The sequence below is a fragment of the Lysobacter sp. 22409 genome, assembly GCF_052045105.1.
Classification (GTDB): domain Bacteria; phylum Pseudomonadota; class Gammaproteobacteria; order Xanthomonadales; family Xanthomonadaceae; genus Lysobacter; species Lysobacter antibioticus_B.
Genome location: NZ_JBQEOE010000024.1, coordinates 40,813 through 61,485, shown reverse-complemented (window position 1 = coordinate 61,485; position 20,673 = coordinate 40,813). Strand labels below are relative to the sequence as shown.

The following is a 20,673-nucleotide window of genomic DNA, read 5'->3' as shown; positions in this document are numbered from 1 at the left end:
GCGTTCAATGCGTGGAAGAAGTAGGGGAGCGATGGCCGAGGCGGGCCGCATCGACGACGCGGAACTCGCCTTCGACGATGTCGTGGCCGTGGGCATCGCGATGCGCCATCGGCTTGCCGCGGCGCTTCCATAGTTTGTAGGCGAGGCCGACGGCGATCATCGCCGCGCCGACGAACACGCTGAACATCACCAGCAGCGCCAGCAGCCCGAGCCCGATCACGCCGAGCACGAAACGCAGGAGGCGGTGACGCGGCTTGCGCGGCTCGAAAGCGGTGCGCACGCGCGACTGGAACGCATTCCATTGCGGTCGGTGATCGGAGAATCGGAAGGTCTGGGCAAACATTTAGGGTGTCGTGAGACAATGCGGCAAACGCCGGACACAGGAGTATCGTTCCAGGCATGGACGAGGGTGTGAGAAGTTCGTTAAATCATCCCGGCGAAGGCGGCAACGCAGTGTTGCCCCTGATCGAGCTGGCGCGGCTGGCCGACGGTGCGTTCGCCGAGGTCGAAGCGACCCTGGACGGCGACGCCGAATCGCTGCTGCTGTATCGCGACGGCGAGGCCGTACGCGCCTGGTTGAATATTTGCCCGCATGCCGGCCGCCGTCTCGACTGGGCGCCGGGCCAGTTCCTCAAGAGCAAGGACGGCCTGCTGGTCTGCGCCGCGCATGGCGCGAGTTTCGAGTTGCAAGGCGGCCAATGCGTCGCCGGCCCCTGCCGCGGCGAAGCGCTGCGCGCGGTCGCGGTGACGGTGCGCGATGGGGCGGTGTGGTTGGGGTGAGTTGGGATTGTTAGTGGACAGCCAACAGCCAACAGCCAACAGCCAACAGCCAACAGCCAACAGCCAACAGCAAATCCCCCCTGCCCCCCTTTTGCAAAGGGGGGATAAGCGGATGCGGGGTTCGTCTTCGCTAGGACTTGCAGCGATCCGGCCGTACCGACAAGCGAGCGAGCCCGGGGCGAGGCGCCGAGCTCATACGGACCCACCAGATGCATTCCCCCCCTTTGGAAAAGGGGGGCAGGGGGGATTTGCTTTTCCCGCCACCGCACCGAAGCTGCGGCGTCTGCGAGGTCACTTCCCCCAGAACAGCAAATTCACCATCAGCACCGTCACCACGGTGTAGATCAGCGACAGCGGGCCGCCGATGCGCCACAGCTCTTTGCCGGTATAGCCGGCCGGGCCGGTGATCATCGAGATCACCGGGTTCGAGGCGGTCATGAAATTGTTCGAGGCCGACAGCGCCACGATCAGGGCGAAGGCGGTCGGGTTGCCGCCGGCGGCGAGCGCGAGGTTGACCGCGAGCGGCACCACCACGATGGTCGCGCCGACATGGCTGATGACCAACGAGAACATCGTCGTCAGCAAGCCGATGAAGATCTCCAGCAGCCACACCGGCGTGCCGCTCGGCAGGCGCTCGATGGTATGGCCGGCGATCCACGCCGCCGCGCCGCTGGAATCCATGGCCCAGCCCAATGGAATCAGGCAGGCCATCAGGAACACGGTCTTCCAGTTGATCGCCGCGTAGGCCTCGTCGATGTTGATGACACCGGCGATCAGCATGCCGGCCACGCCGGTCATCAGCGCGATCGACACCGGCAGACGCGAGGACAGAGCCAGCAGCATCGCCACGGCGAAGATGGTCAGCGCGAGCTTGAGCTTGTGCGGGCGCTGCTCGCCCTTCGGGTAGTCGGTGACGACGACCAGGTCCTTGCTCGCCGCCGCGGTCGCCAGGTCGGTCCAGATGCTGTGGAACACCAGCATGTCGCCGGCGCGCATCGGCACGGTGCGCACGTTGTCGCGCAGCACGCTCTTGTCGCGGTTGATCGCCAGCAGGCTCAGGCCGGCATGCTTGCGCAGGTGCAGGTCGCCGGCGGTCTTGCCGATATACCCGGACGTCGCCGGCACCACCGCTTCGGAAATGCCGGCGCGGCTGGGGTTGAACAGGTCGGCGAAGTTACGCAGGCGCGAGGACAAACGCAGGAACTGGTTTTGGGCGAAGTCGGCGACCTGCTGCTTCGGCCCCATCGCACCGAGCACGCTGCCGACCCAGATGCGGGTGTCGGCCGGCGGCGCCAGGCGCGCCTCGCCGTCGCTCTTGAGCGCGAGCAGCAGGGGCGCGCCGCGCAGCGCTTCGGCCTCGCCGAGCGACATGCCGACCAACGGGCTGTCGGCGGTGACCGTCATTTCGTAGACGTCGCCCTCGATGCCGTAGGCCTTGGCGAAATAACTCTGGGTGCGCGCCGGCGTGGCGCCCTTGTCGCTGTCGTCGCGCAGCAGCTTGTCGCCGAAGAAATGGAAATACGCCAGCGAGGCGACCAGCAGGGCGATGCCGATCGGCATCGGCGCGAACATCTTCAGTGGCTCGATGGTCGCCGCGCCCGAGGGCAGGTTGCTGTTGGCGTTGAGCAACAAGTCGTTGAGCAGGATCAGCGGCGAGTTGCCGACCATGGTCAGGGCGCCGCCCATGACGATGGCCGCGGCGATCGGCAGCAACAGGCGCGGCAGCGACAGGCCGGTGCGCGAGGACAGGCGAGAGGCGACCGGCATGTACAACGCCATCACCGACGGGTTCTGCATGAAGGAGGAGTTGAGGCCGGCCACCGCCGTGGTCAGCAACAGCAAGCGTTGTTCGACGCCGTGCGCGCGCCGCAGCAGCCAGGCAGCGAGGCGGTTGAGGGCGCCGGTGCGGTCGAGGCCGGCGCCGAGAATCATCGTGGCGATGATGCTGATGACCGCGTTGCCCGAGAAACCGTTGAACAGCTCGTCCGGCTCGACCAGACCCGACAGGCCGAGCAGCACCAGCACGACCAGGGCGACGACGTCGGCGCGGATGCGCTCGAACAGGAACATCGCCATCGTGAAGACCACCAGCCCGAGGACGAGCTTCATGTCGGTGGTGAGCGCGAGGGCGGTATCCATCAGGGCCGGGAGTCGGGATTCGTGATTCGGGATTCGGAACAACAACGGCAAAGCAAGGCATCGCGACCCGCTTGGGCGTCGGCAACGTATCGCGGATCTTCGCTGGCTCGCATCCGATTCCCGATTCCCGAATCCCTAATCCCGGCTTTTGTCGTACAGCAGATCCCAGACGCCGTGGCCGAGTTTCTGGCCGCGGGTCTCGAAGTGCGTCTGCGGACGCCACGGCGGCCGGGCCACGCTGCCGCGCGGGCCGGCGCGGTTGACCAGGCCTGCGGTCGCATCGAGCACGTCCCACATCTGTTCGGCATAGTCCTGCCAATCGGTGGCGAGGTGCAAGCGACCGTCGGGCGAAAGCTTGCGCACCAGCAGATCGGCGAACGCGGGCTGGACCAGGCGGCGCTTGTTGTGGCGCTTCTTGTGCCACGGGTCCGGGAAATAGATGCGGACCTCGTCGAGCGAGCCGTCGGCGACTTCGTGGTTCAGCACTTCGACCGCATCGTGGTGATACAGACGGACGTGGTCGCTGCCGTCTTCGGCCAGGGCGTTCAACAGGCGGCCGACGCCGGGGGCGTGGACCTCGATGCCGATCAGGTCGCGCTCGCGATCGTGCTGGGCGGCGAAACGCAGGGCCTCGCCGTTGCCGAAGCCGATTTCGAGCACGCGCTTGGCGCTGCGGCCGAAGATTTCGTCGTAATTACGCGGCGAGCCCTGATAGTCGATGCCGAAGCGCGGCCACAGCTCGTCGAAGGCGCGCTGCTGGGCGGGGGTGAAGCGGCCCTGGCGCAGGACGAAGCTGCGCACCTGGCGCCGGCCTTCTTCCACGGTGAACGGCTTGGGCGGGGTCTTGGCGCCGTCGCTCGAGAACGGATCAGTCATGTCAGCCGATCAACCCGTCCACCGGGCTCGACGCGCTGGCATAACGCTTGCGCGGAATGCGGCCGGCCTTGAACGCGGCGCGGCCGGCCTCGATCGCCAGCTTCATGGCATGCGCCATCAGGATCGGGTCGCGGGCGCCGGCGATGGCGGTGTTCATGAGCACGCCGTCGCAGCCCAGCTCCATGGCGATGGCCGCGTCCGAGGCGGTGCCGACGCCGGCGTCGACCAGAATCGGCACCTTGGCGTTCTCGATGATCTCGAGCAGGTTGTACTTGTTCTGCACGCCCAGGCCCGAGCCGATCGGCGCCGCCAGCGGCATCACCGCCACGCAGCCGATCTGTTCCAGGCGCTTGGCCAGGATCGGGTCGTCGGAGGTGTAGACCATCACGTCGAAACCGTCCTTGACCAGGATCTCGGCCGCGGCCAGGGTCTGGACGACGTCGGGGAACAGGGTGCGTTGGTCGCCGAGCACTTCGAGCTTGACCAGCTTGTGGCCGTCGAGCAGCTCGCGGGCGAGGCGGCAGGTGCGCACGGCGTCGTCGGCGGTGTAGCAGCCGGCGGTGTTGGGCAGCAGGGTGTAGCGGTCCGGGGGCAGCACGTCGAGCAGGTTGGGCTCGCCCGGGTTCTGGCCGATATTGGTGCGGCGGATGGCGACGGTGACGATCTCGGCGCCGGCGGCTTCGGTCGCAAGGCGGGTCTCGTCGAGGTCCTTGAACTTGCCGGTGCCGGTCAACAGGCGCGAGCGGTAGGTTTTGCCGGCGATGACCAGCGGATCGGATAAGGCGTTGTTCGTCATCGGTGAATTATGTCGGATAACGCCCTGCGCTTGGACCCCGCGCGCGCAGCCGTTTCACCCGGCGTGCGGTTTTCGCTCTGCCGCCGCGGCGCGGCCGGGCGGGGGTTGGGCGGGGCTGGGCGAGGGCTGTAAAAACGCAGTTCGGGGCCGTTCCCGGTCGTGTCCTGCACCATTCATCCAGAACGGCGACCGTTCGTCGCCGGATGATGAAAATGTGATTGCAATCACATTTTGAAGCGTATATTGGCCGCCAAGCGGTACTGGGCGGCGCTGAAAGTTCGCGACGCATCGGCCATCGCCGGCGGCGTCCGCTGGGGAAGCGGGCGCCGCGCCGTCGTACGGGACTCGAAAAAGGCACAACCGGTGAGAGCCGGTGTCGCAAAGCCACGGGTGCCGACCGTCCAGGTCAGCATGGCCGAGCTACCGAGCGCGAAGAACAGGGTGCTTTGCCACCCCGCTCACGGAGTTCTGACATGTCCACCACTCGACGTTGGCGTCCGTTGCTTGCAACGGCGCTCTTGCTTGCTACCGCTGCCGCCTTGCCCACCGGGGCCTGGGCGGCCTCGGTGCAGCCGACCACTTTCTCGGGCAACTTCACCAGTTGCGACGACCTGCCCGGCGTAGCGACCTGGGCCGGATTGGGCGGCAGCACCGGCAGCGCACCGGTCAACGGCCAAAGCTACAACCTTGGCGCACCCGGTCAAACCATCACCTTCAACTACACCCCCACCAACCAGAACAAATTCATCGGCTTCACCTCGACCGTGCCGATGGACTACATCGTGGTCAAGGGCGGCAACGCCTATAACGTCTTCCACTACGACCCTGCCGCGCTCAGCGACATCAATCTGTTCGCACCGATCAATTCCAGCGGCGAGCCCGCCGGCATCAGCCATATCGTGTACTGCTTCCTGCCCAAGCCCAGCGGCGAGAAAACCGCCACGGCGAGCTGGAAGCGCTATACCGATTGGCAGATCGAAAAGACCGTGACGCCCGAGAGCATCGTGATGTTCGATGGCGACAGCCACCAGGTCGAATACACCGTCACCGCGACGCCGACCACCCGTGGCATGTACCGCGTCGCCGGCGCCATCACCGTCAAGGACCCGTTCGGCTTCGGCTGGAAGGCTACCGCCGTGGTCGACACCCTGCAGTTCAACAACAGCGCGACCCAGTTCCAGCTGAGTTGGACCTCGCAGGGCGGCGACACCGACACCCTGGCCTGCGTCAAGCCGGCCGCGAATCCGGACAAGATCATCCTGACCTGCGATTACGCGTTCGACCTGAGCAGCAACACCCATCCGTTCCTGCTCAACGCCAGCGGAGGCGTCAACGCCGCCGGCATCACTACCGAGCGCAACGGCGGCACCTATACGTTCGTGGCTTCCGCTGCGTTCTCGATCCCGGCGAACCCGGCCGAGAGCTACGGCGACACGTTCGTGATCGACGACTCGATGCTGCCGGGCGATCCGAACCACAGCTTCAGCCTCGGCAACGGTCCGTATGTGTGGACCTATCCGCGTCCGTCGCCGTTCGTGTGCGGTGCCGACGAAGGTCAGCACAACAACACCGCAACCGGTACCTGGAGCACCAGCGCCAGCACCAATGCCACGGCCAGCGATTCGGCCATGGTCACCGTCGCCTGCCGGACCGTCGCGATCAGCAAGACCGCGCAAACCCGCTACGACCGCGACTATGCCTGGGTTCCGGACAAGCATGTGGTGGTCTCGCCGGCCGACGCCAAGGTCGTCGGCATGCAGGGCTGCCTGCCCGATCCGATCGCCAGCGGCATCTATGCCGGTAACTTCCTGTGCGACGACGTCGACGTGCTGCTCAATGTCGGCGGCAATTACGAGACGGTCTATCGTCTCGCGGCGACCCGCAGCATCGAGTCCGAGAGCGGCTTTGCGGTCAGCGGCAGCATTATGGTCACCTGGCCTGCCGACGCGACACCGCAGTTCAGCCCGGCCGATCCGAGCGACACTCTGCACTTCGCCGGTGGAGGCACCCAGTCGGTGTCGCCGACGTGCGACCCGCAGGGCGCGACCTCGCTCAACTGCACCTACGACGCAGCGCTGAGCGGCAAGCTCGAAGGCTATAACGAGGCGAGCATCCAGCGTGTGCTGAAGTGCTACGACGCTGCCGGCAACGCCAGCGATTGCGGCTTCACGAGCTACACCTCCAACCAGGCCGCACTGGTGTACGGCTCGCCGAACGTCGAAACCGACGCCTGCGTGCAGGTCAGCGACCTGTTCAACGGCATCCCGGGCCTCAACCTCGGCGATACCTTCGGTTGGCAGGTCAGCCCGCTGATGTGCAGCAGCTTCGCCCAGTACGTCACTGGCGACATCAACCCCGATCCGGGCATCGTCAACAGCCTCGACCTGTTCGCGGCGTGGATACTGCCGAGCCAGACCGGACCCGGTAACACTTGCGAATTCATGGTTCCGAACCTCTTGACCTTGGCGACCGACAACGGCGTCAACAAGAGCGACGAAGCCGTGATCACCGTGAACGTGCCGGAACTGTGCGCCACCAGCGGATGCACCTACACCCAGGGTTATTGGAAGACCCACTCGAAGTACGGCCCTGCGCCGTATGACGCGACCTGGGCCGCGATCGGAGAAGACACGCTGTTCTTCGCCTCCGGTCAGACCTGGTACAAGGTGTTCTGGACGCCGCCGAAGGGTGGCAACGCGTACTACATCCTCGCGCACCAGTACATGGCCGCACGCCTCAACGCCGAAGCCGGCGCAGGCGCCCCGTCCGAGGTGCAGGCCGCGATCGCCGAAGCCACCGCATGGTTCATCGGTCGCAGCACCACCGCGCCGAAGGGCCCCGCACGCGACACCGCGATCAGGCTCGCCGGGATTCTCGGCGCCTACAACGAAGGCACCACCGGACCTGGCCATTGCTCGGTCTCGCCGGCCACCGTGATCGACGCCGGCACCTGATACACCTGCCGTACTTGCAATCCGCAACAGAGCCCCGGCTTCGGCCGGGGCTTTTTTATGCGCCGATGTCATTTGCTTGAACATCGCACCGACACGTAAGGCCCCCTCAAATATCGCATCGACACATGAACTCCCCCCTTTGAAAAAGGGGGGGAGGGGGGATTTGCTCTTATCCCATCCACATCAAGGCGATCTGCCCGGAAATCCCCCGGCGCAGCGGGCTTGTCGCTCCGCCGAACGACGCAGGCGCCCGCCCCCTTTGCAAAGGGGGCTTGTGTAGGTGTTTCCGCAGGCCGTTCACGCCCGTCGATCCGTCGGCGTCGAGCACACGGTGTTGATGTAGCCGCTGCCCAGAGAGGTCCCCCTTTGGAAAAGGGGGGCAGGGGGGGATTTGCTCCTGCTCCGCTCTGCATTCGCGCCCCGCATTCGCCCAGCAAGCAAGCTTGACCGATCCTGGCGCCAACCACCGCGCACGCAATTCCATCGACGGCTGTCACGAATCTTTAAACGTCGCGGCCCAGCATGCGCAGGATTGCCGGGCTCGACGCAGAGCCTTCGGACGGAACCGGCCGGCAGCCTTCCCTTCCTTCCGAACGCCGAATTCATGATGCCTTCCACCCGCCAGCTGAGCCGGGCGATCCGTTGCGCCCTCGTACTGACCGCATTCGCCGTTTCCACCGCACAGGCCCAGGACACCGCAGCGGCTTCGGCCAGCGACGCGAGCATGGCCGCCGCCAGTGCCACCGATCTCGACACCGTCATCGTCACCGGCCGTTCCGGCACGCGCCAACGCAGCAAGGCCGAAACCAGCTACTCGATCACCGCCATCGACGAGGACCGCCTGCGCATGCAGGCGCCGACCTCGGTCACCGAGGCGATGAAGTCGGTGCCGGGCTTCTGGGTCGAAGCCACCGGCGGCGAAGCCAGCGGCAACATCCGTGCGCGCGGCATCCCGGTCGACGGTTTCGGTTCGGTCACCCTGCTCGAAGACGGCATCCCGGTGCAGCACGACCCGGCCCTGGGCTTCCTCAACGGCGACCAGGCGTTCCGACTCGACGAGACCATCGAGCGCATCGAAGTGGTGCGCGGCGGCCCCTCGTCGGTGTTCTATTCGAACGCGCCGGCCGGCGCGATCAACTTCATCCCGCGCGTGGTCGGCGACGGCGCCGAAGGCGTGGTCAAGTACACCGCCGGCGACTACGGCCTGAACCGTTACGATTTCTTCTTCGGCACGCCGCTCGGCGCCGGCTGGAAGCTCGGTCTCGGCGGTTTTTATCGTTTCGACGACGGCATACGCGATCCCGGCTTCCAGGCCAACGACGGCGGCCAGTACCGGGTCAACCTGAGCAAGGAGTTCGAGCGCGGCCGCTTCGCCTTCGACTACAAGCGCCTGGACGACAACGTCGCGCTGTACCTCGGCATCCCGATGCGCACCTATGCCGACGGCAAGATCCGCGGCGTGCCCGGTTTCGACGATCACTACGGCACCCTGGCCGGCCCGGACACCCGTTACGCTTCGATGCTGCAGGGCGACCGCAGCCGCTACGCCTTCGACAACGCGCGCGGCACCGAAGTGAAGCGCGACCAGTACACGGTCAAGTTCGATTACGAACTCGGCGCCGGCTTCAAGCTTGCCCAGTCGCTGCGCTACGACCGCACCGAGACTCAGCGCAACGGCGTGTTCCCGCTGCAGTTGCTCGGCGCCTCCAAATTCCTGTCCGACCCGGCGTTGAAGAAGCAGCTCGCGGCGATTCCGGGCGCGACCGGCGCGCAGTTGCGCTACGTCAACGGTGCGGGGCAGGTGTTCGACGTCGCCAACCAGAACGGCAACGGCCTGATCACGGTCGGCGGCCTGCGCGGCGTGACCATGCCGGTCGACGAGCTGATCAGCGACACCCGCCTGATACGCCGTTTCGACTTCGGCGGGCAGAGCCACGACCTCACCTTCGGCTACTACTACGCGCGCTTCGACCAGGACTTCGACCGCTACTCGTCGACGACCCTGCTCGACGTGCGCGACAACGCGCGCCTGCTGGATCTGGTCGCGGTCGACGCCGCCGGCCGCCCATTGGCGACGCTCACCGACCACGGCTTCTACCGCTACGGTTATGAGTGGGAGAACGCCAGCGGCCGCTCGACCACCCAGGCCGTGTACCTGTCGGACGAATGGCAGGTCAACGAGCGCCTGCGCATCGACGCCGGCGTGCGCTGGGAAAAGGTCAACGCCAAGGGCTGGACCGAGATCCGCAAGCAGGTCAACCTGGGCACGCCGGCGAGCTCACAAATCCTGACCGGCTCGGGCCGCTTCGTGAACTACGACCGCGACTACGACAAGCTCGGCTGGACCGTCGGCGCGAACTGGCAGTTCGACAAATACTCGGGCCTGTTCGCGCGCTGGACCCCGACCTTCCGCCTGCCCAATCTGTCGAGCTTCATCACCCGCTATTCCAATTGCACCCAGGCCGCGGCCCAGGACTGCGTGAGCAAGGACGCCGCGGCGCAGCCGGTGATCCAGACCATGCAACTCGGCGAGGTCGGCTACAAGTTCAGCAACGAAACCTTCGACGTGTTCGCCACCTTGTTCTACACCAAGTACGAGAACGTCGGTTTCAGCAATGCCGTGTTCGACCTCAACGCCGGCACCTCGACCGTGCAACAGGGCTATGCCGACACCAAGACCACCGGCCTGGAGTTGGAAGCGTCGTGGTTCCCGGTGCGCTGGTTCGACATGCAGCTGACCGCGACCGTGCAGGACCCGCAATACAAAGGCCTGCGCTACACCGAGATCGTCAACGGCGCGCCGGTGTTGCGCGACTTCGTCGGCAACCAGCTGATCCGCGTGCCGAAGAACAGCTTCCGCATCGTGCCCGGCATCAACCTGCTCGACGACCGTCTGCGCCTGCAGCTCGCCTACGAATACCAGGGCGAGCGTTTCGTCGACACCGCCAATTCGGTGCGGCTGCCGTCGTACAACGTGCTCAACGCCAGCGCCCGCTACGAGTTCACCCCAGGGCTGACCCTGTTCCTGTACGGCGACAACCTGACCAACTCGCGCGGCCTGACCGAAGGCAACCCGCGCGCCGGCGAGCTGCAGAGCGCCGACGCGGGCGCCAACACCTTCATCGCCCGCCCGCTGCTCGGCCGCGCCTTCCGCGCCGCGCTGATGTACCGGTTCTGAGCGCGATGCGGATGGGGGCGGTCAAGGCTGGGCTGAGTTGCGGCGCGCTGCTCGTCGGCGCGCTTATGGCCAGCCCGCTTATGGCCGCCGCCGGTGCGCAAACCAGCGCAGCCGTCGCGGGCGCTGGCTGCAAGCTCGACGTCGATCGCGCCGCGGCGGCCGGCCCGGACTGCAGCCAGGCCTGGATCGACGCGCGCCTGCGCATCAACGATCTGCAGGCGATCGGCACCCACAACAGCTACAAGCTGGCGATACCGCCGCAGGAGCTGGCCGCGCATCGCGCGGTGGATGCGGCCGGCGCGGATTCGCTGGACTATGCGCATCCGCCCTTGTCCGCGCAGTTGGAGCAGGGCGCCCGCACGCTCGAGCTCGATGTCTACTACGACCCGCGCGGCGGCCGTTATGCGCACCCGCCGGGCGCCTTGCGCGGCGGCTATGGCGAGGCCGGCCCCTGGTCGCCCGCAGTCGCGGCCGAAATGGCGCAGCCCGGCTTCAAGGTCATGCACCTGGCCGACATCGATTTCCGCAGCCAGTGCATGGCCTTCGTGCAATGCCTGCGGCAGATCCGCGCCTGGTCGCAAAGCCACCGCGAGCACGCGCCGATCCTGATCCTGATCAACGCCAAGGACGGCCGCGGCGGGCGGGGTGCGGTTGCGCCGCAGCCGTTCGACGGCGCCGCCTTCGATGCGCTCGATGGCGAAATCCGTTCGGTCTTCGCCGCCGCCGAATTGATCGTTCCCGACGACGTTCGCGGCGATGCGCCGAGCCTGCGCGAGGCGGTGTTGGCCGGTCGCTGGCCGACGCTGGCGCAGGCGCGCGGCAAGGTCCTGTTCGCGCTCGACGAGGATGCGCGCAAGGTCGGCCTATACCGCGGCGCGCGACGCTCGCTGGAAGGGCGGGCGATGTTCGTCAACGCCGACGAGCAGGCCTCCGATGCCGCCTATCTGACCCTCAACGACCCGATCGGGCAGGGCGAACGCATCGCCAAGGCGGTCGCCGCCGGCTTCCTGGTGCGCACGCGCGCCGACGCCGACACGCTCGAGGCGCGGCGCAACGACCCGCGCCGGCGCGAGGCCGCCTTCGCCAGCGGCGCGCACTACATCTCCACCGATTACCCGCAGCCCGACCGGCGCTTCAGCCGCTATCGCGTGGTGTTCCCGCGCAGCGAAATCGCGCGCTGCAACCCGCGCCGCCAGCCGGAGCGTTGCAACCAGCGTCCGGTCGAAGCGCTCGAGAAGCACGATTGACGAACCGGGGCATGACCATGAAATCGCTTGTTGCGCTGCTGATGCTCGCCTTGGCCTGTACGGCGTCCGTGGCCAGCGCGGCCAGCGCTGCCGAGGCCGCCGATGTCACCGTCGAGGGCACGATCGAAGGCCGCGACAACCGCAGCTATCGCGAACTGCCGTTCCGGGTGCCGGACGGCGTCGCCCGCATCACCGTCGAGTTCGATTACGAAGGGCGCGAGCACAAGACCACGATCGATCTGGGCCTGATCGGCCCGGGCGACTTCCTCGGCCGCGACGGCTTCCGCGGTTGGAGCGGCGGCAACAAACGCGTGTTCACCGTCAGCGCCGCCGATGCGACCCCGTCGTATCCGGCCGGCGCCTTGCCCGCGGGCGAGTGGAAAGTCCTGCTCGGCATTCCCAACATCCGCGCCGAGCAACGCGCCCGCTATGTCGCGCGCATCCATTTCGGCATGGCCGATGAACCCGATGCGTTACCTGCCGCGATCGCCGCCAAGCCCCTGCGCTCCGGGCCGGGCTGGTACCGCGGCGACCTGCACATGCACAGCGGCCACAGCGACGGCAGTTGCGCTTCCCAGGCCGGCAGCAAGGTGCCGTGCCCGCTGTTCCTGACCGCACAGGCGGCGAGCCGGCAAGGGCTCGATTTCGTCGCCGTCAGCGAACACAACACGGTCTCGCATCTGTCGGGCCTGCGTGAGCTGCAGCCGTATTTCGATCGTTTGTTGCTGATGCCGGGCATCGAGATCACCACCTTCCAGGGCCATGCGAATGTGTTCGGCACCTACGCCCCGGTCGACTTCCGCGTCGGCAGCGCCGCAGTGCCGGATTGGGACACGGTGTTGCGCGCGCTGGAGAAGCGCGGCGTGCCGGTGTCGATCAATCACCCGATCCGTCCCTCCGACGAACGCTGCATGGGCTGCGGCTGGACGCCGATGCCGGCGGCGGACTTGTCGCGGGTCAGCATGGTCGAGGCCGTCAACGGCGGCGATGCCGACACGCCGGGCTCGGGCATCGCTTTCTGGCAGCGCGAACTCAACGCCGGCCATCGCCTGACCGGCATCGGCGGCAGCGACAACCACGATGCGCCGACCGAGGCCGAAGAGGCCTTCGGCGCCAGCCGGATCGGTCGCCCGACCACGGTCGTGCATGCGCGCGAACTGTCGATGCTGGCGATTCTCGAAGGCCTGCGCGCCGGCAATGTCTTCGTCGACGTGCGCGGCTCGAAGGATCGCGCCCTGGAACTGAGCGCGCGCCACGGGCACCAGAAAGTCGCGATGGGCGGCGAGCTGCACCTGCGCGCCGGCGACGAAGCGAGGCTGAGCCTGACGGTGCGCAACGTCGCCGGCAGCCGGGTCGAAACCGTCGTCGACGGCGTGGTCGTGCCCCTGATCGGGCAGACGGCGATCAGCGCAGCCGAGCAGCGTTTCGACTTCCGTTGGCGCAGCGATGGCGCTCGGCATTGGCTGCGCGTCGACGTGCGCGACGCGCAGGGACGGCTCGCCTTGATGGGCAACCCGGTGTACTTCAACCTGTAACCGCACGACACCCGGCGGCCGGCGGTGCCGATCCCGGACAGTCCGGGGGTCGCGCTCAGCCGCCGCCGAGGGCGTGCACGATCTCGACCTTGTCGCCTTCGGCGAGCGCGCGTTCGGCGTGGCGCCCGCGCGGGACGATCTCGCCGTTGATCTCGACCGCGACCCGGCGTTCGCCCAGGCCTTCGTTGTGCAGCAGTTCGACCACGGTGGTCGGCGCCGCGAGCGCGCGCGGTTCGCCATTGAGCAGGATATTCATGCGGCCATTGTCGCGTGGGGGCCCGCTTGCGGCCAGTCTCGTCCCTGGCGGTTGGCAGCATCCGAACCGCAGCAATGGCCCGCTCTGTGACCTCTGGCCCCGGCGCCGGAGCGGCCGGCCGGGGATAATCGCGGCATCGTTTTGCCGCGCTGCGCCTTGCCTTGATCCGCCGGCGCGTGCTTCGATTCGGCCATCCGCCGGCGTATGTCACGCCCGCGCGGAGCTTCTAACGGCAATCGACCGACCGTTCGATCGCCATCACCCGTCACATCACCGCAGGGAAGTTCATGATGAAACCCGTTCGTACCGTGCTGGCCGCCGCCCTCGTGCTGGCCGCCGCTCCGGCCTTCGCCCAGGAGTATTCGCAGACCGTCTTCATCGGCGACAGCCTGACCGACTCCGGCCATTTCCGCCCGGCCCTGTTCCAGGCGGTCGGTCCGAACGCGGCCCTGATCGGCCGCTTCACCACCAACCCGGGCCTGGTCTGGTCGGAATACGTCGCCGAGTACTACGGCACCAACGCCACCAGCGCCAACCAGGGCGGCACCAACTACGCCGTCGGCGGCGCCCGCACCGGCACCAACAGCGCCAGCCCGCTCGGCGCGATTCCGTCGCTGGCCACGCAGACCACCAACTACCTCGCCGCCAACGGCGGCCGCGCCGACCCGAACGCGCTGTACACCGTGTGGGGCGGCGCCAACGACCTGTTCGCAGTCGTCGCCGGCGCCCCGGCGCAGGCCACCATCACCAATGCCGTCACCGCGCAGATCGGTGTGGTCGCCGCGCTGCAGAACGCCGGCGCCCAGTACGTGCTGGTGCCGACCGTGCCGAACCTCGGCCTGACCCCGCAGTTCCGCGCGGGCGGCGCCGCCGCCCAGGCCGCCGGCACCCAGCTGTCGACCACCTACAACAACGCCCTGTACGGCGGCCTCGCCGCGGCCGGCCTGCGCGTGATCCCGCTCAACACCTTCAGCCTGCTGGCGGAAATCACCGCCAACCCGGCGCCGTACGGCATCACCAACGTCACCGGCACCGGCTGCAATCCGCAGATCACCGCCTCGTCGCTGACCTGCAGCCCGCTCAACTACGCTGCCCCCGACGCGCCGGAAACCTACGCTTTCGCCGATGGCGTGCATCCGTCGAGCAAGGCCCATCGCATCCTCGCCGACTACGCCTTGTCGGTGCTGGAAGCGCCGCGCTTCATCGCGGTGCTGCCGAACTCGGCGGCGATGAGCGGCCGCGCCCGCGCCGACCAGGTCGCCAACCACCTCGCCGGCCCGCAGGAAGGCGACGGCATGCGGTGGTGGACCAGCCTGCGCGGCGACTTCCAGCGCTATGGCCATGGCGACCTGTACGACGGCGCCGGTCCGGCGCTGAGCGGCGGTATCGACTGGAACCGCGGCAACCTGGTGTTCGGCGCCTTCGCCGGCTACGGCCAGCAGAAGAACGACTTCGGCCTGCGCAACGGCGAATTCGAGCAGAAGGAAGCCACTCTCGGCGGCTTCGTCGGCTGGTACGGCGAACGCGCCTGGGTCAACGGCCAGGTCAGCTACACCCAGCTCGACTTCGACATCGACCGCAACGCCAACCTCGGCCCGGTCACCCGCGTCCACCACGGTTCCGCCGACGGCGACAACCTCACCATCGCCGTCAACGGCGGTTGGGAATTCGGCCAGGACGCCCTGCGTCACGGCCCGGTGCTCGGCCTGGTCTCGCAGAAGATCGAAGTCGACGGCTTCGCCGAAAGCGACCCGACGCTCGCGACCTCGCTGGCCTATCCGAAGCAGGAGTTCGACTCGCTGATCGGCAGCGTGGGCTGGCAGATCAACTACACCCACAGCGAAAGCTTCCGCCCCTATGCGCGCCTGACCGTCGACCGCGAGTTCGAGGACGCCCCCGAACACGCCTACGCCCGCCTGCAGACCGTGCCGGGCCTGGGCGACTACGCCGTGATGGGCCGCAAGTTCGACCAGAACTACGGCAGCCTGCTGTTCGGCGTGCGCACCCACCTGTTCGGCCTCGACGCCAACATCGGCGCCAGCGCGACGGTCGGCCAGGGCGGCGGCAACAACACCACTGTGTTCGCACAGGTGGGCCGCGGGTTCTGATTGCTGCGGCCTTAGGCCGCACTACTGCGGCATAGCGTTAAGCGTCAACGAAGCCGGGCCGAGAGGCCCGGTTTCTTTTTGGGCGAGGCGTCGGGGTGGTGGGCGTCAGGCGAGGACGGTGCTTCGATAAGTACGCAGACACAGCAGGCAGTACGACAGAGAGTCGACGAAGCGCCTGGGTAGAGCAGACGGGGAGGGCGCCAGCCTCGTGCCACAGCGCCATCAGCCCGATGTTTGCCACCCGCGCGGCCTGCGCTATAAACTGGCCCGCAAGCGGGTGTAGTTCAATGGTAGAACTGCAGCTTCCCAAGCTGCTAGCGTGGGTTCGATTCCCATCACCCGCTCCACTGTCAAGAAGCCCTTTCTGATCAGCAACTTGCAAGGGGCGCGAGGCGGCAAATCGTTACATCTTGCCGGTACGCCGTTACTTCATGTCTCCGAAGCCCGCCAAGTGCGGACTTTGTTTTTGCAGGTTGGGTTGAATACGCTGCCTTCGGCACACGAGGAGCGTTGGCTGGCAATGGGCATGGATACGAGCAAGCAGAAGGAACAGTTCCAGTACGCATACGTGGCGGCACTTGCTGCGCACGCCGGTCTCAATCGGGGAGACTTCAGCGTTGACAATGACAGCGTGGATGTCACCTTCCAAGGACGGGGGTATCGAGGGCAGATCAGGAATCCTCAGATCCAGCTGCAGTTGAAGTGCACATCACGGCGTCTGGTCTCAGGGGGAGTGATCAAGTTTCCGTTGCCCAAGAAGAACTACGATGACTTGCGCGGAGACAACGTCGTCGTTCCTAGGTACCTGGCTGTTCTGATGGTTCCTGAGGAAGTCGGGCAGTGGGTCATGCACCATGATGACTGCGTGGCACTGCACAACCTTTGCTTCTGGGTTTCGCTGCGTGAGGCTCCCGCTTCGACCAACGCGGATTCCGTGACTGTCGATATACCGTTGTCGCAGCGGCTCACGACTGATGCGCTCAGGGACATGATGACGGCGGCCAGTGACGGGAGGTCCATGTGAGTAATGGGGCGCTCCCCAGCATTAGCGCGGCACAACTCCAGACGTACCTTCAGAGCAAGAACTGGCTCAAGGACGGCGTTGTCGGAAAAGTGGCCACGGTTTGGCACCGCAACGACTCCGATGAGGCTGAAGTTGTGGTACCCCTGTCTCCAGAAGTCAGGGACTACGAGGAGCAACTGAAGGCGGCTCTGGTTTCACTTGCTGCGTACGAGAAAAGAAATATTGCCGATGTCGTGGACGATCTTGTCGGAGCGGCCGTAAACGTCGTTGCGGTTCGTGTGATAGGTGAGGATACCTCCGACGGGAGCATCCCCATCGAAGATGGCGTTCTCCTTATACGGAAAGCAAAGGAACTGCTTTACGCCGCTGCAATGGCTGTGTATTCCAAGAGACGGCAGTTCAGTGGTTCGCCGCCGAAAGATGCAAAGGAGTACATGGACTCCCTGCTGCTCGGGCAGACGGAGGTCGGTAGTTACGTTGTGAAGGTCATAGCGCCTTTGGACGCGTCAACTGGACCATCCCACCCAGCTGAGGATAGTTCGTTGACGGAGCTGGTAGCCCACAGCTTGGTAGTGGGCTTGTCGGCGCTCCGGGACGCCAGTAGTCACTATCAAGTGAACAATGAGATAGCGGTTTTTGAACGAGCGGTTGCGATGGGGGCTAGTTCGAACATGTGCGATGCCCTGCTTGGTTTCAGTGGCAAAGACCGTAGCCGACATTTTGAGGTCAAGGTTTCTACGCCTTCCGGTCCATTATTCGCTCGGGACACGGCGGTCTTCTCGTTTAACTTGCGGGATCTTGACGCATTGGAATCCGCTTCCAGTTACTACAAGAACGATTATGTGCTTTTGGATCGAGAGATCATTGGGTCCGTAAAGCACCTTCATCGACCGCAGGTAGACGAAGTAGGGACCATCACTGTCCAGGCCCCCGTAGGAGGGTCTGAGCGTAGTGTAGAGATTCAGCTCGGACCTGAGGACTACCACATGGGCATTGTCGCGCACGACAGGAAGGCCCTCGTTCGCTGCCGTGGGGATGTGCACGTAAAAGGGCGAACTACTAAGCTGCTGAATCCGAGAGACTTTGCGGTCGTCGACTTACGGTCACTGTTCTAGGACTCGGCATTTGACGCCCTGAAGTTGGGCTCCATGGCATGCGGCCATCGGTTCTTGTGACAAATTTCTGCGGACTCTTTCAAGGTAAATCCAATTCTGAAGCTTCCCGCGTCCCAAGAGCGCTTTCGATGCGGTGCGCCACTGGCCCAGCAACGGGCCATGTCTAGGTTCCGACTGGAGAGTGCCGATCGGAGTTTCGCCGTCGCCTCAGTGTCGTAATACCAGCGAGAGCATTCTTTCGAAGCGTTCCAGTTCAGCGGCGTCGGTGGACGCACGGCGGTAAGTGTCTGGAGCATCGAGAACGTCGAGCACAGCAGTTGTGCCGGTGCCTTCTTCGCTTACCGTGATATCTACCTCGTAGATGCACGTGCCCGTCCACGACCTCCAGCCGCGCAACGTGTTTTCGTCGAGCCAGATCACCCAACGATCGTCCATATCGCGCGGCCACAGGCCTTCGCGCAGCCGCGCTAACTCATCAGCCGAGAACTCGTGTTCGTAGCGGATGGGCCGGCGGGCGCCAGTCAAGGGTTCAAGCTTGGCCTTCCATGAGGCTGCACTGTCGGGAGTCATGTGCTCATTCTGGCGGAGCTGAAGGGGCCTGCGAGGTTTGTTGCCAAAGCACGTCTTCAATCAGATGTGCCATTAACCCCAAACCCCAAAACGTGATGCAGCCCCCCGCCGCTGTTGCAGCGCACATTGCACCCCCTGGAACCATACGCTAGCGTCCGGGGGCGATGGCCGGGGGGGCGTGCCGCGGGGTCCGGGCATCCCCATCGTGATTCGGGTTTCGCGTTACTCATCGGGCGCCGGCAGGGGTCCGCAGCGCACATCATCTCGAAGGGGAATTAAGGATGAAGATTCTGTTCCGCAATAAGGCGGGGCGGTTGCTTTCGGCTGTGGCGCTGTTCGCGCTCTCGGCCTCGGGCATGGCCAGCACGCTCAATCAGAACGTTTCCTGGACCGTCGATCGGCCCGCAACCAGCACCAAGTACCGCGTCGTGGCTTACGGCGATTCGATTTTCGCCGGCTATAACGGTTCGATCAGCAACGCGGCGCGCTATTCGGCGCCGACGGTGGATGCCGAGTATCTGTCGGCGCGCTGGAACGCGGACGTCGAAAGCATTCGCCGCGCCAAGTCCGGTGCGGTGGCGCGCGATGTTTACGAGAACAAGATCGTCGCCGATCGTTCCTACATGCAGGCCGCCTCGACCCGCGTGGTGAGCTTCGAGATGTGCGGCAACGACGGTCTGCAGGCGCGCACGGCGTTCAAGGAGCAAACCGGCACCTGCAATTACAGCGGGCTGGATGCCGCGGTCAGTTCCTGCAGGACCTACGTGGCGGCGGCGATGGACTACATCAACGCCAACGCGCATGCCAACACCAAGCTCAAGGTGATCTCCAACCTGTACTACCCCGGCTACAACGCCGACAACGTGCAGAGCTCGTGCCGCGACTCCGCCACCGGGCAGACGGTGAACATGCGCGATCGGTTCTTGCCGGCCATCGCCAAGATGAACTACTGGATGTGCGAATACGCCCGCCAGAAGGGCTTCAAGTGCGCGGACAGCTTCGCCCAGTACATGGGCGCGGACTACGACAGCAACGGCGACGGGCAGGTCGATTCCGACGCGCTGCGTTACGTGTCCGGCGAAAGCGAGGCCAGCTACATCAACCGCACCGCGGTCACCCTGCGTGCGACCTTGCGCGACGCCAACACCAAGTTCGTGTCGTCGTCGAGCTCGTTCGACTACATCCAGTCCGACGACACCCATCCGACCTACACCGGCGGCACGGTGTCGGCCGGCCTCTGGGGCGGCAGCACCGGCACCGGCGCGCCGCGCTACTCCAGCTTCACCAACGGCCGCAGCCCGATCTGGAACCAGTACGGGCACGAGCGCATGGGCTGGGCTTTGTCGGTCTATCAGCCGGCTTCGCCCTGACGGACGCGTCCGGCGGATAGCCGACTCATGACCAAGCGCGATCATCCGCATGCCCCGTCGTCCCGAGCGGACGGCGAGGGCATGCGTGTGATTGCGAAAGCGCCCGCGGCCCGCGATGGGCGCTTGCTGTGGGCGATCTGCGCCGTCGTCGTGATCGCCGTGGCGTCGGTGGGCTGGTGGTGGATGCGCGAGCCTGCGCAAGGCGCGAATGCCGTCGTTGCACAGGCCGACGTGGATCGGGACGCGGCCGCTCCGCCGGACAGCCGTTCGCTGTCTACGCGGGCAAGACAGCAAGCCGCGTCGCAGCAGGAGCCACCGGCCATGCCGAGCAACGATCCCAACGACTTGGCGGCTTATTTCCAACCCGGCGATCCGGAACCCACCGGCGCGCAGGTCATCGAGGCCTTGCAGCAGGCCGGCGTGCGTACGGGCCTGGGCGCGTTCAATCCGCCCGGCACCAGTCCGCCGCTGCTGGGCTTGGCCGTGCCGGAAAACTACGAATTGCCGCAAGGCTATGTTCGCCATCATCAGGTGACCGACGAGGGCGTGCCGATCGAGCCGGTGCTGATGTTCGCGCCCGGCTTCACTTTGTACGACGCGCAGGGCCGACCCATCGCGATGCCGGCCGACCGGGTCGTGCCGCCGGAACTCGCACCGCCCGGGATGCCGCAGCGGCCGATCCGGATTCCCCCGCGCTGACCCAGCGACACGGAGTGTTTCGATTT

At 65.9% G+C, this 20,673-nt stretch carries 16 protein-coding genes, 1 tRNA gene and 1 riboswitch; of the genes, 11 read left to right on the top strand and 6 right to left on the bottom strand.

What is annotated here, in order from left to right; genetic code table 11:
• Window positions 1-4 precede the first annotated feature (4 nt).
• Window positions 5-343 carry a hypothetical protein gene (locus ACTJJK_RS13600; protein WP_440730474.1) on the bottom strand — a complete coding sequence of 113 codons (339 nt, stop codon included), beginning with the start codon at window positions 341-343 and terminating at the stop codon, window positions 5-7.
• Window positions 344-399: 56 nt separating this feature from the next.
• On the opposite strand from ACTJJK_RS13600, the gene ACTJJK_RS13595 reads away from it, so the two are divergent.
• Window positions 400-780, top strand: a complete 381-nt coding sequence (locus ACTJJK_RS13595; protein ID WP_051884693.1) for a Rieske 2Fe-2S domain-containing protein — start codon at window positions 400-402, stop codon at window positions 778-780.
• 291 nt (window positions 781-1,071) lie between these two features.
• Here ACTJJK_RS13595 and ACTJJK_RS13590 read toward each other — a convergent pair whose 3' ends face one another.
• The 3 genes from ACTJJK_RS13590 to ACTJJK_RS13580 form a co-directional block, all read right to left on the bottom strand.
• Window positions 1,072-2,919, bottom strand: coding sequence for an SLC13 family permease (locus tag ACTJJK_RS13590; RefSeq protein WP_031371389.1), 1,848 nt, complete (start codon window positions 2,917-2,919; stop codon window positions 1,072-1,074).
• Between the two features lie 135 nt (window positions 2,920-3,054).
• The gene (gene trmB, locus ACTJJK_RS13585; RefSeq protein WP_440730473.1) at window positions 3,055-3,795 is read right to left on the bottom strand and encodes a tRNA (guanosine(46)-N7)-methyltransferase TrmB; all 741 of its coding nucleotides are present in this window, start codon (window positions 3,793-3,795) and stop codon (window positions 3,055-3,057) included.
• A gap of 1 nt (window position 3,796) precedes the next feature.
• Window positions 3,797-4,591: a thiazole synthase gene (locus ACTJJK_RS13580; protein WP_408952747.1), complete on the bottom strand. Its 795-nt coding sequence runs from the start codon at window positions 4,589-4,591 to the stop codon at window positions 3,797-3,799.
• Between the two features lie 343 nt (window positions 4,592-4,934).
• Window positions 4,935-5,019: riboswitch (cyclic di-GMP riboswitch) on the top strand.
• Between the two features lie 45 nt (window positions 5,020-5,064).
• Between ACTJJK_RS13580 and ACTJJK_RS13575 the strand changes: the two genes are divergently transcribed.
• The 4 genes from ACTJJK_RS13575 to ACTJJK_RS13560 all read left to right on the top strand — a co-directional run bounded on the left by ACTJJK_RS13575 (window position 5,065) and on the right by ACTJJK_RS13560 (window position 13,505).
• Entirely contained in the window at window positions 5,065-7,545 is a 2,481-nt protein-coding gene (locus ACTJJK_RS13575) for a hypothetical protein (RefSeq protein ID WP_440730472.1), read from the top strand.
• A gap of 604 nt (window positions 7,546-8,149) precedes the next feature.
• Window positions 8,150-10,723, top strand: coding sequence for a TonB-dependent receptor (locus ACTJJK_RS13570; RefSeq protein WP_440730471.1), 2,574 nt, complete (start codon window positions 8,150-8,152; stop codon window positions 10,721-10,723).
• Window positions 10,724-10,788: 65 nt separating this feature from the next.
• Window positions 10,789-11,970, top strand: a complete 1,182-nt coding sequence (locus tag ACTJJK_RS13565) for a phosphatidylinositol-specific phospholipase C1-like protein (protein WP_440730470.1) — start codon at window positions 10,789-10,791, stop codon at window positions 11,968-11,970.
• A gap of 11 nt (window positions 11,971-11,981) precedes the next feature.
• Entirely contained in the window at window positions 11,982-13,505 is a 1,524-nt protein-coding gene (locus ACTJJK_RS13560; protein WP_440730469.1) for a CehA/McbA family metallohydrolase, read from the top strand.
• Between the two features lie 55 nt (window positions 13,506-13,560).
• Here the strand turns inward: ACTJJK_RS13560 and thiS are convergent, their stop codons facing one another.
• A complete protein-coding gene (gene thiS, locus ACTJJK_RS13555; RefSeq protein ID WP_031371396.1) occupies window positions 13,561-13,761 on the bottom strand; it encodes a sulfur carrier protein ThiS in 201 nt (66 codons plus the stop codon).
• 311 nt (window positions 13,762-14,072) lie between these two features.
• Between thiS and ACTJJK_RS13550 the strand changes: the two genes are divergently transcribed.
• The 4 genes from ACTJJK_RS13550 to ACTJJK_RS13535 all read left to right on the top strand — a co-directional run bounded on the left by ACTJJK_RS13550 (window position 14,073) and on the right by ACTJJK_RS13535 (window position 18,008).
• Complete coding sequence (locus ACTJJK_RS13550) at window positions 14,073-15,869, top strand: autotransporter domain-containing protein (protein ID WP_223619967.1); 1,797 nt, start codon at window positions 14,073-14,075, stop codon at window positions 15,867-15,869.
• A gap of 273 nt (window positions 15,870-16,142) precedes the next feature.
• Window positions 16,143-16,216, top strand: a tRNA-Gly gene (locus tag ACTJJK_RS13545).
• On the top strand, window positions 16,189-16,893 hold the full coding sequence (locus ACTJJK_RS13540; RefSeq protein WP_440730468.1) for a DUF4365 domain-containing protein: 705 nt from the start codon (window positions 16,189-16,191) through the stop codon (window positions 16,891-16,893). Before ACTJJK_RS13545 ends, ACTJJK_RS13540 begins: the two co-directional genes overlap by 28 nt.
• Complete coding sequence (locus ACTJJK_RS13535; RefSeq protein ID WP_440730467.1) at window positions 16,890-18,008, top strand: hypothetical protein; 1,119 nt, start codon at window positions 16,890-16,892, stop codon at window positions 18,006-18,008. Before ACTJJK_RS13540 ends, ACTJJK_RS13535 begins: the two co-directional genes overlap by 4 nt.
• Window positions 18,009-18,215: 207 nt before the next feature.
• Here the strand turns inward: ACTJJK_RS13535 and ACTJJK_RS13530 are convergent, their stop codons facing one another.
• On the bottom strand, window positions 18,216-18,578 hold the full coding sequence (locus ACTJJK_RS13530) for a hypothetical protein (RefSeq protein ID WP_440730466.1): 363 nt from the start codon (window positions 18,576-18,578) through the stop codon (window positions 18,216-18,218).
• A gap of 281 nt (window positions 18,579-18,859) precedes the next feature.
• Between ACTJJK_RS13530 and ACTJJK_RS13525 the strand changes: the two genes are divergently transcribed.
• Both ACTJJK_RS13525 and ACTJJK_RS13520 read left to right on the top strand, forming a co-directional pair.
• Complete coding sequence (locus tag ACTJJK_RS13525; protein WP_440730465.1) at window positions 18,860-19,948, top strand: hypothetical protein; 1,089 nt, start codon at window positions 18,860-18,862, stop codon at window positions 19,946-19,948.
• A gap of 27 nt (window positions 19,949-19,975) precedes the next feature.
• Window positions 19,976-20,647 carry a hypothetical protein gene (locus tag ACTJJK_RS13520; RefSeq protein ID WP_440730464.1) on the top strand — a complete coding sequence of 224 codons (672 nt, stop codon included), beginning with the start codon at window positions 19,976-19,978 and terminating at the stop codon, window positions 20,645-20,647.
• The last annotated feature ends 26 nt before the right edge of the window (window positions 20,648-20,673 follow it).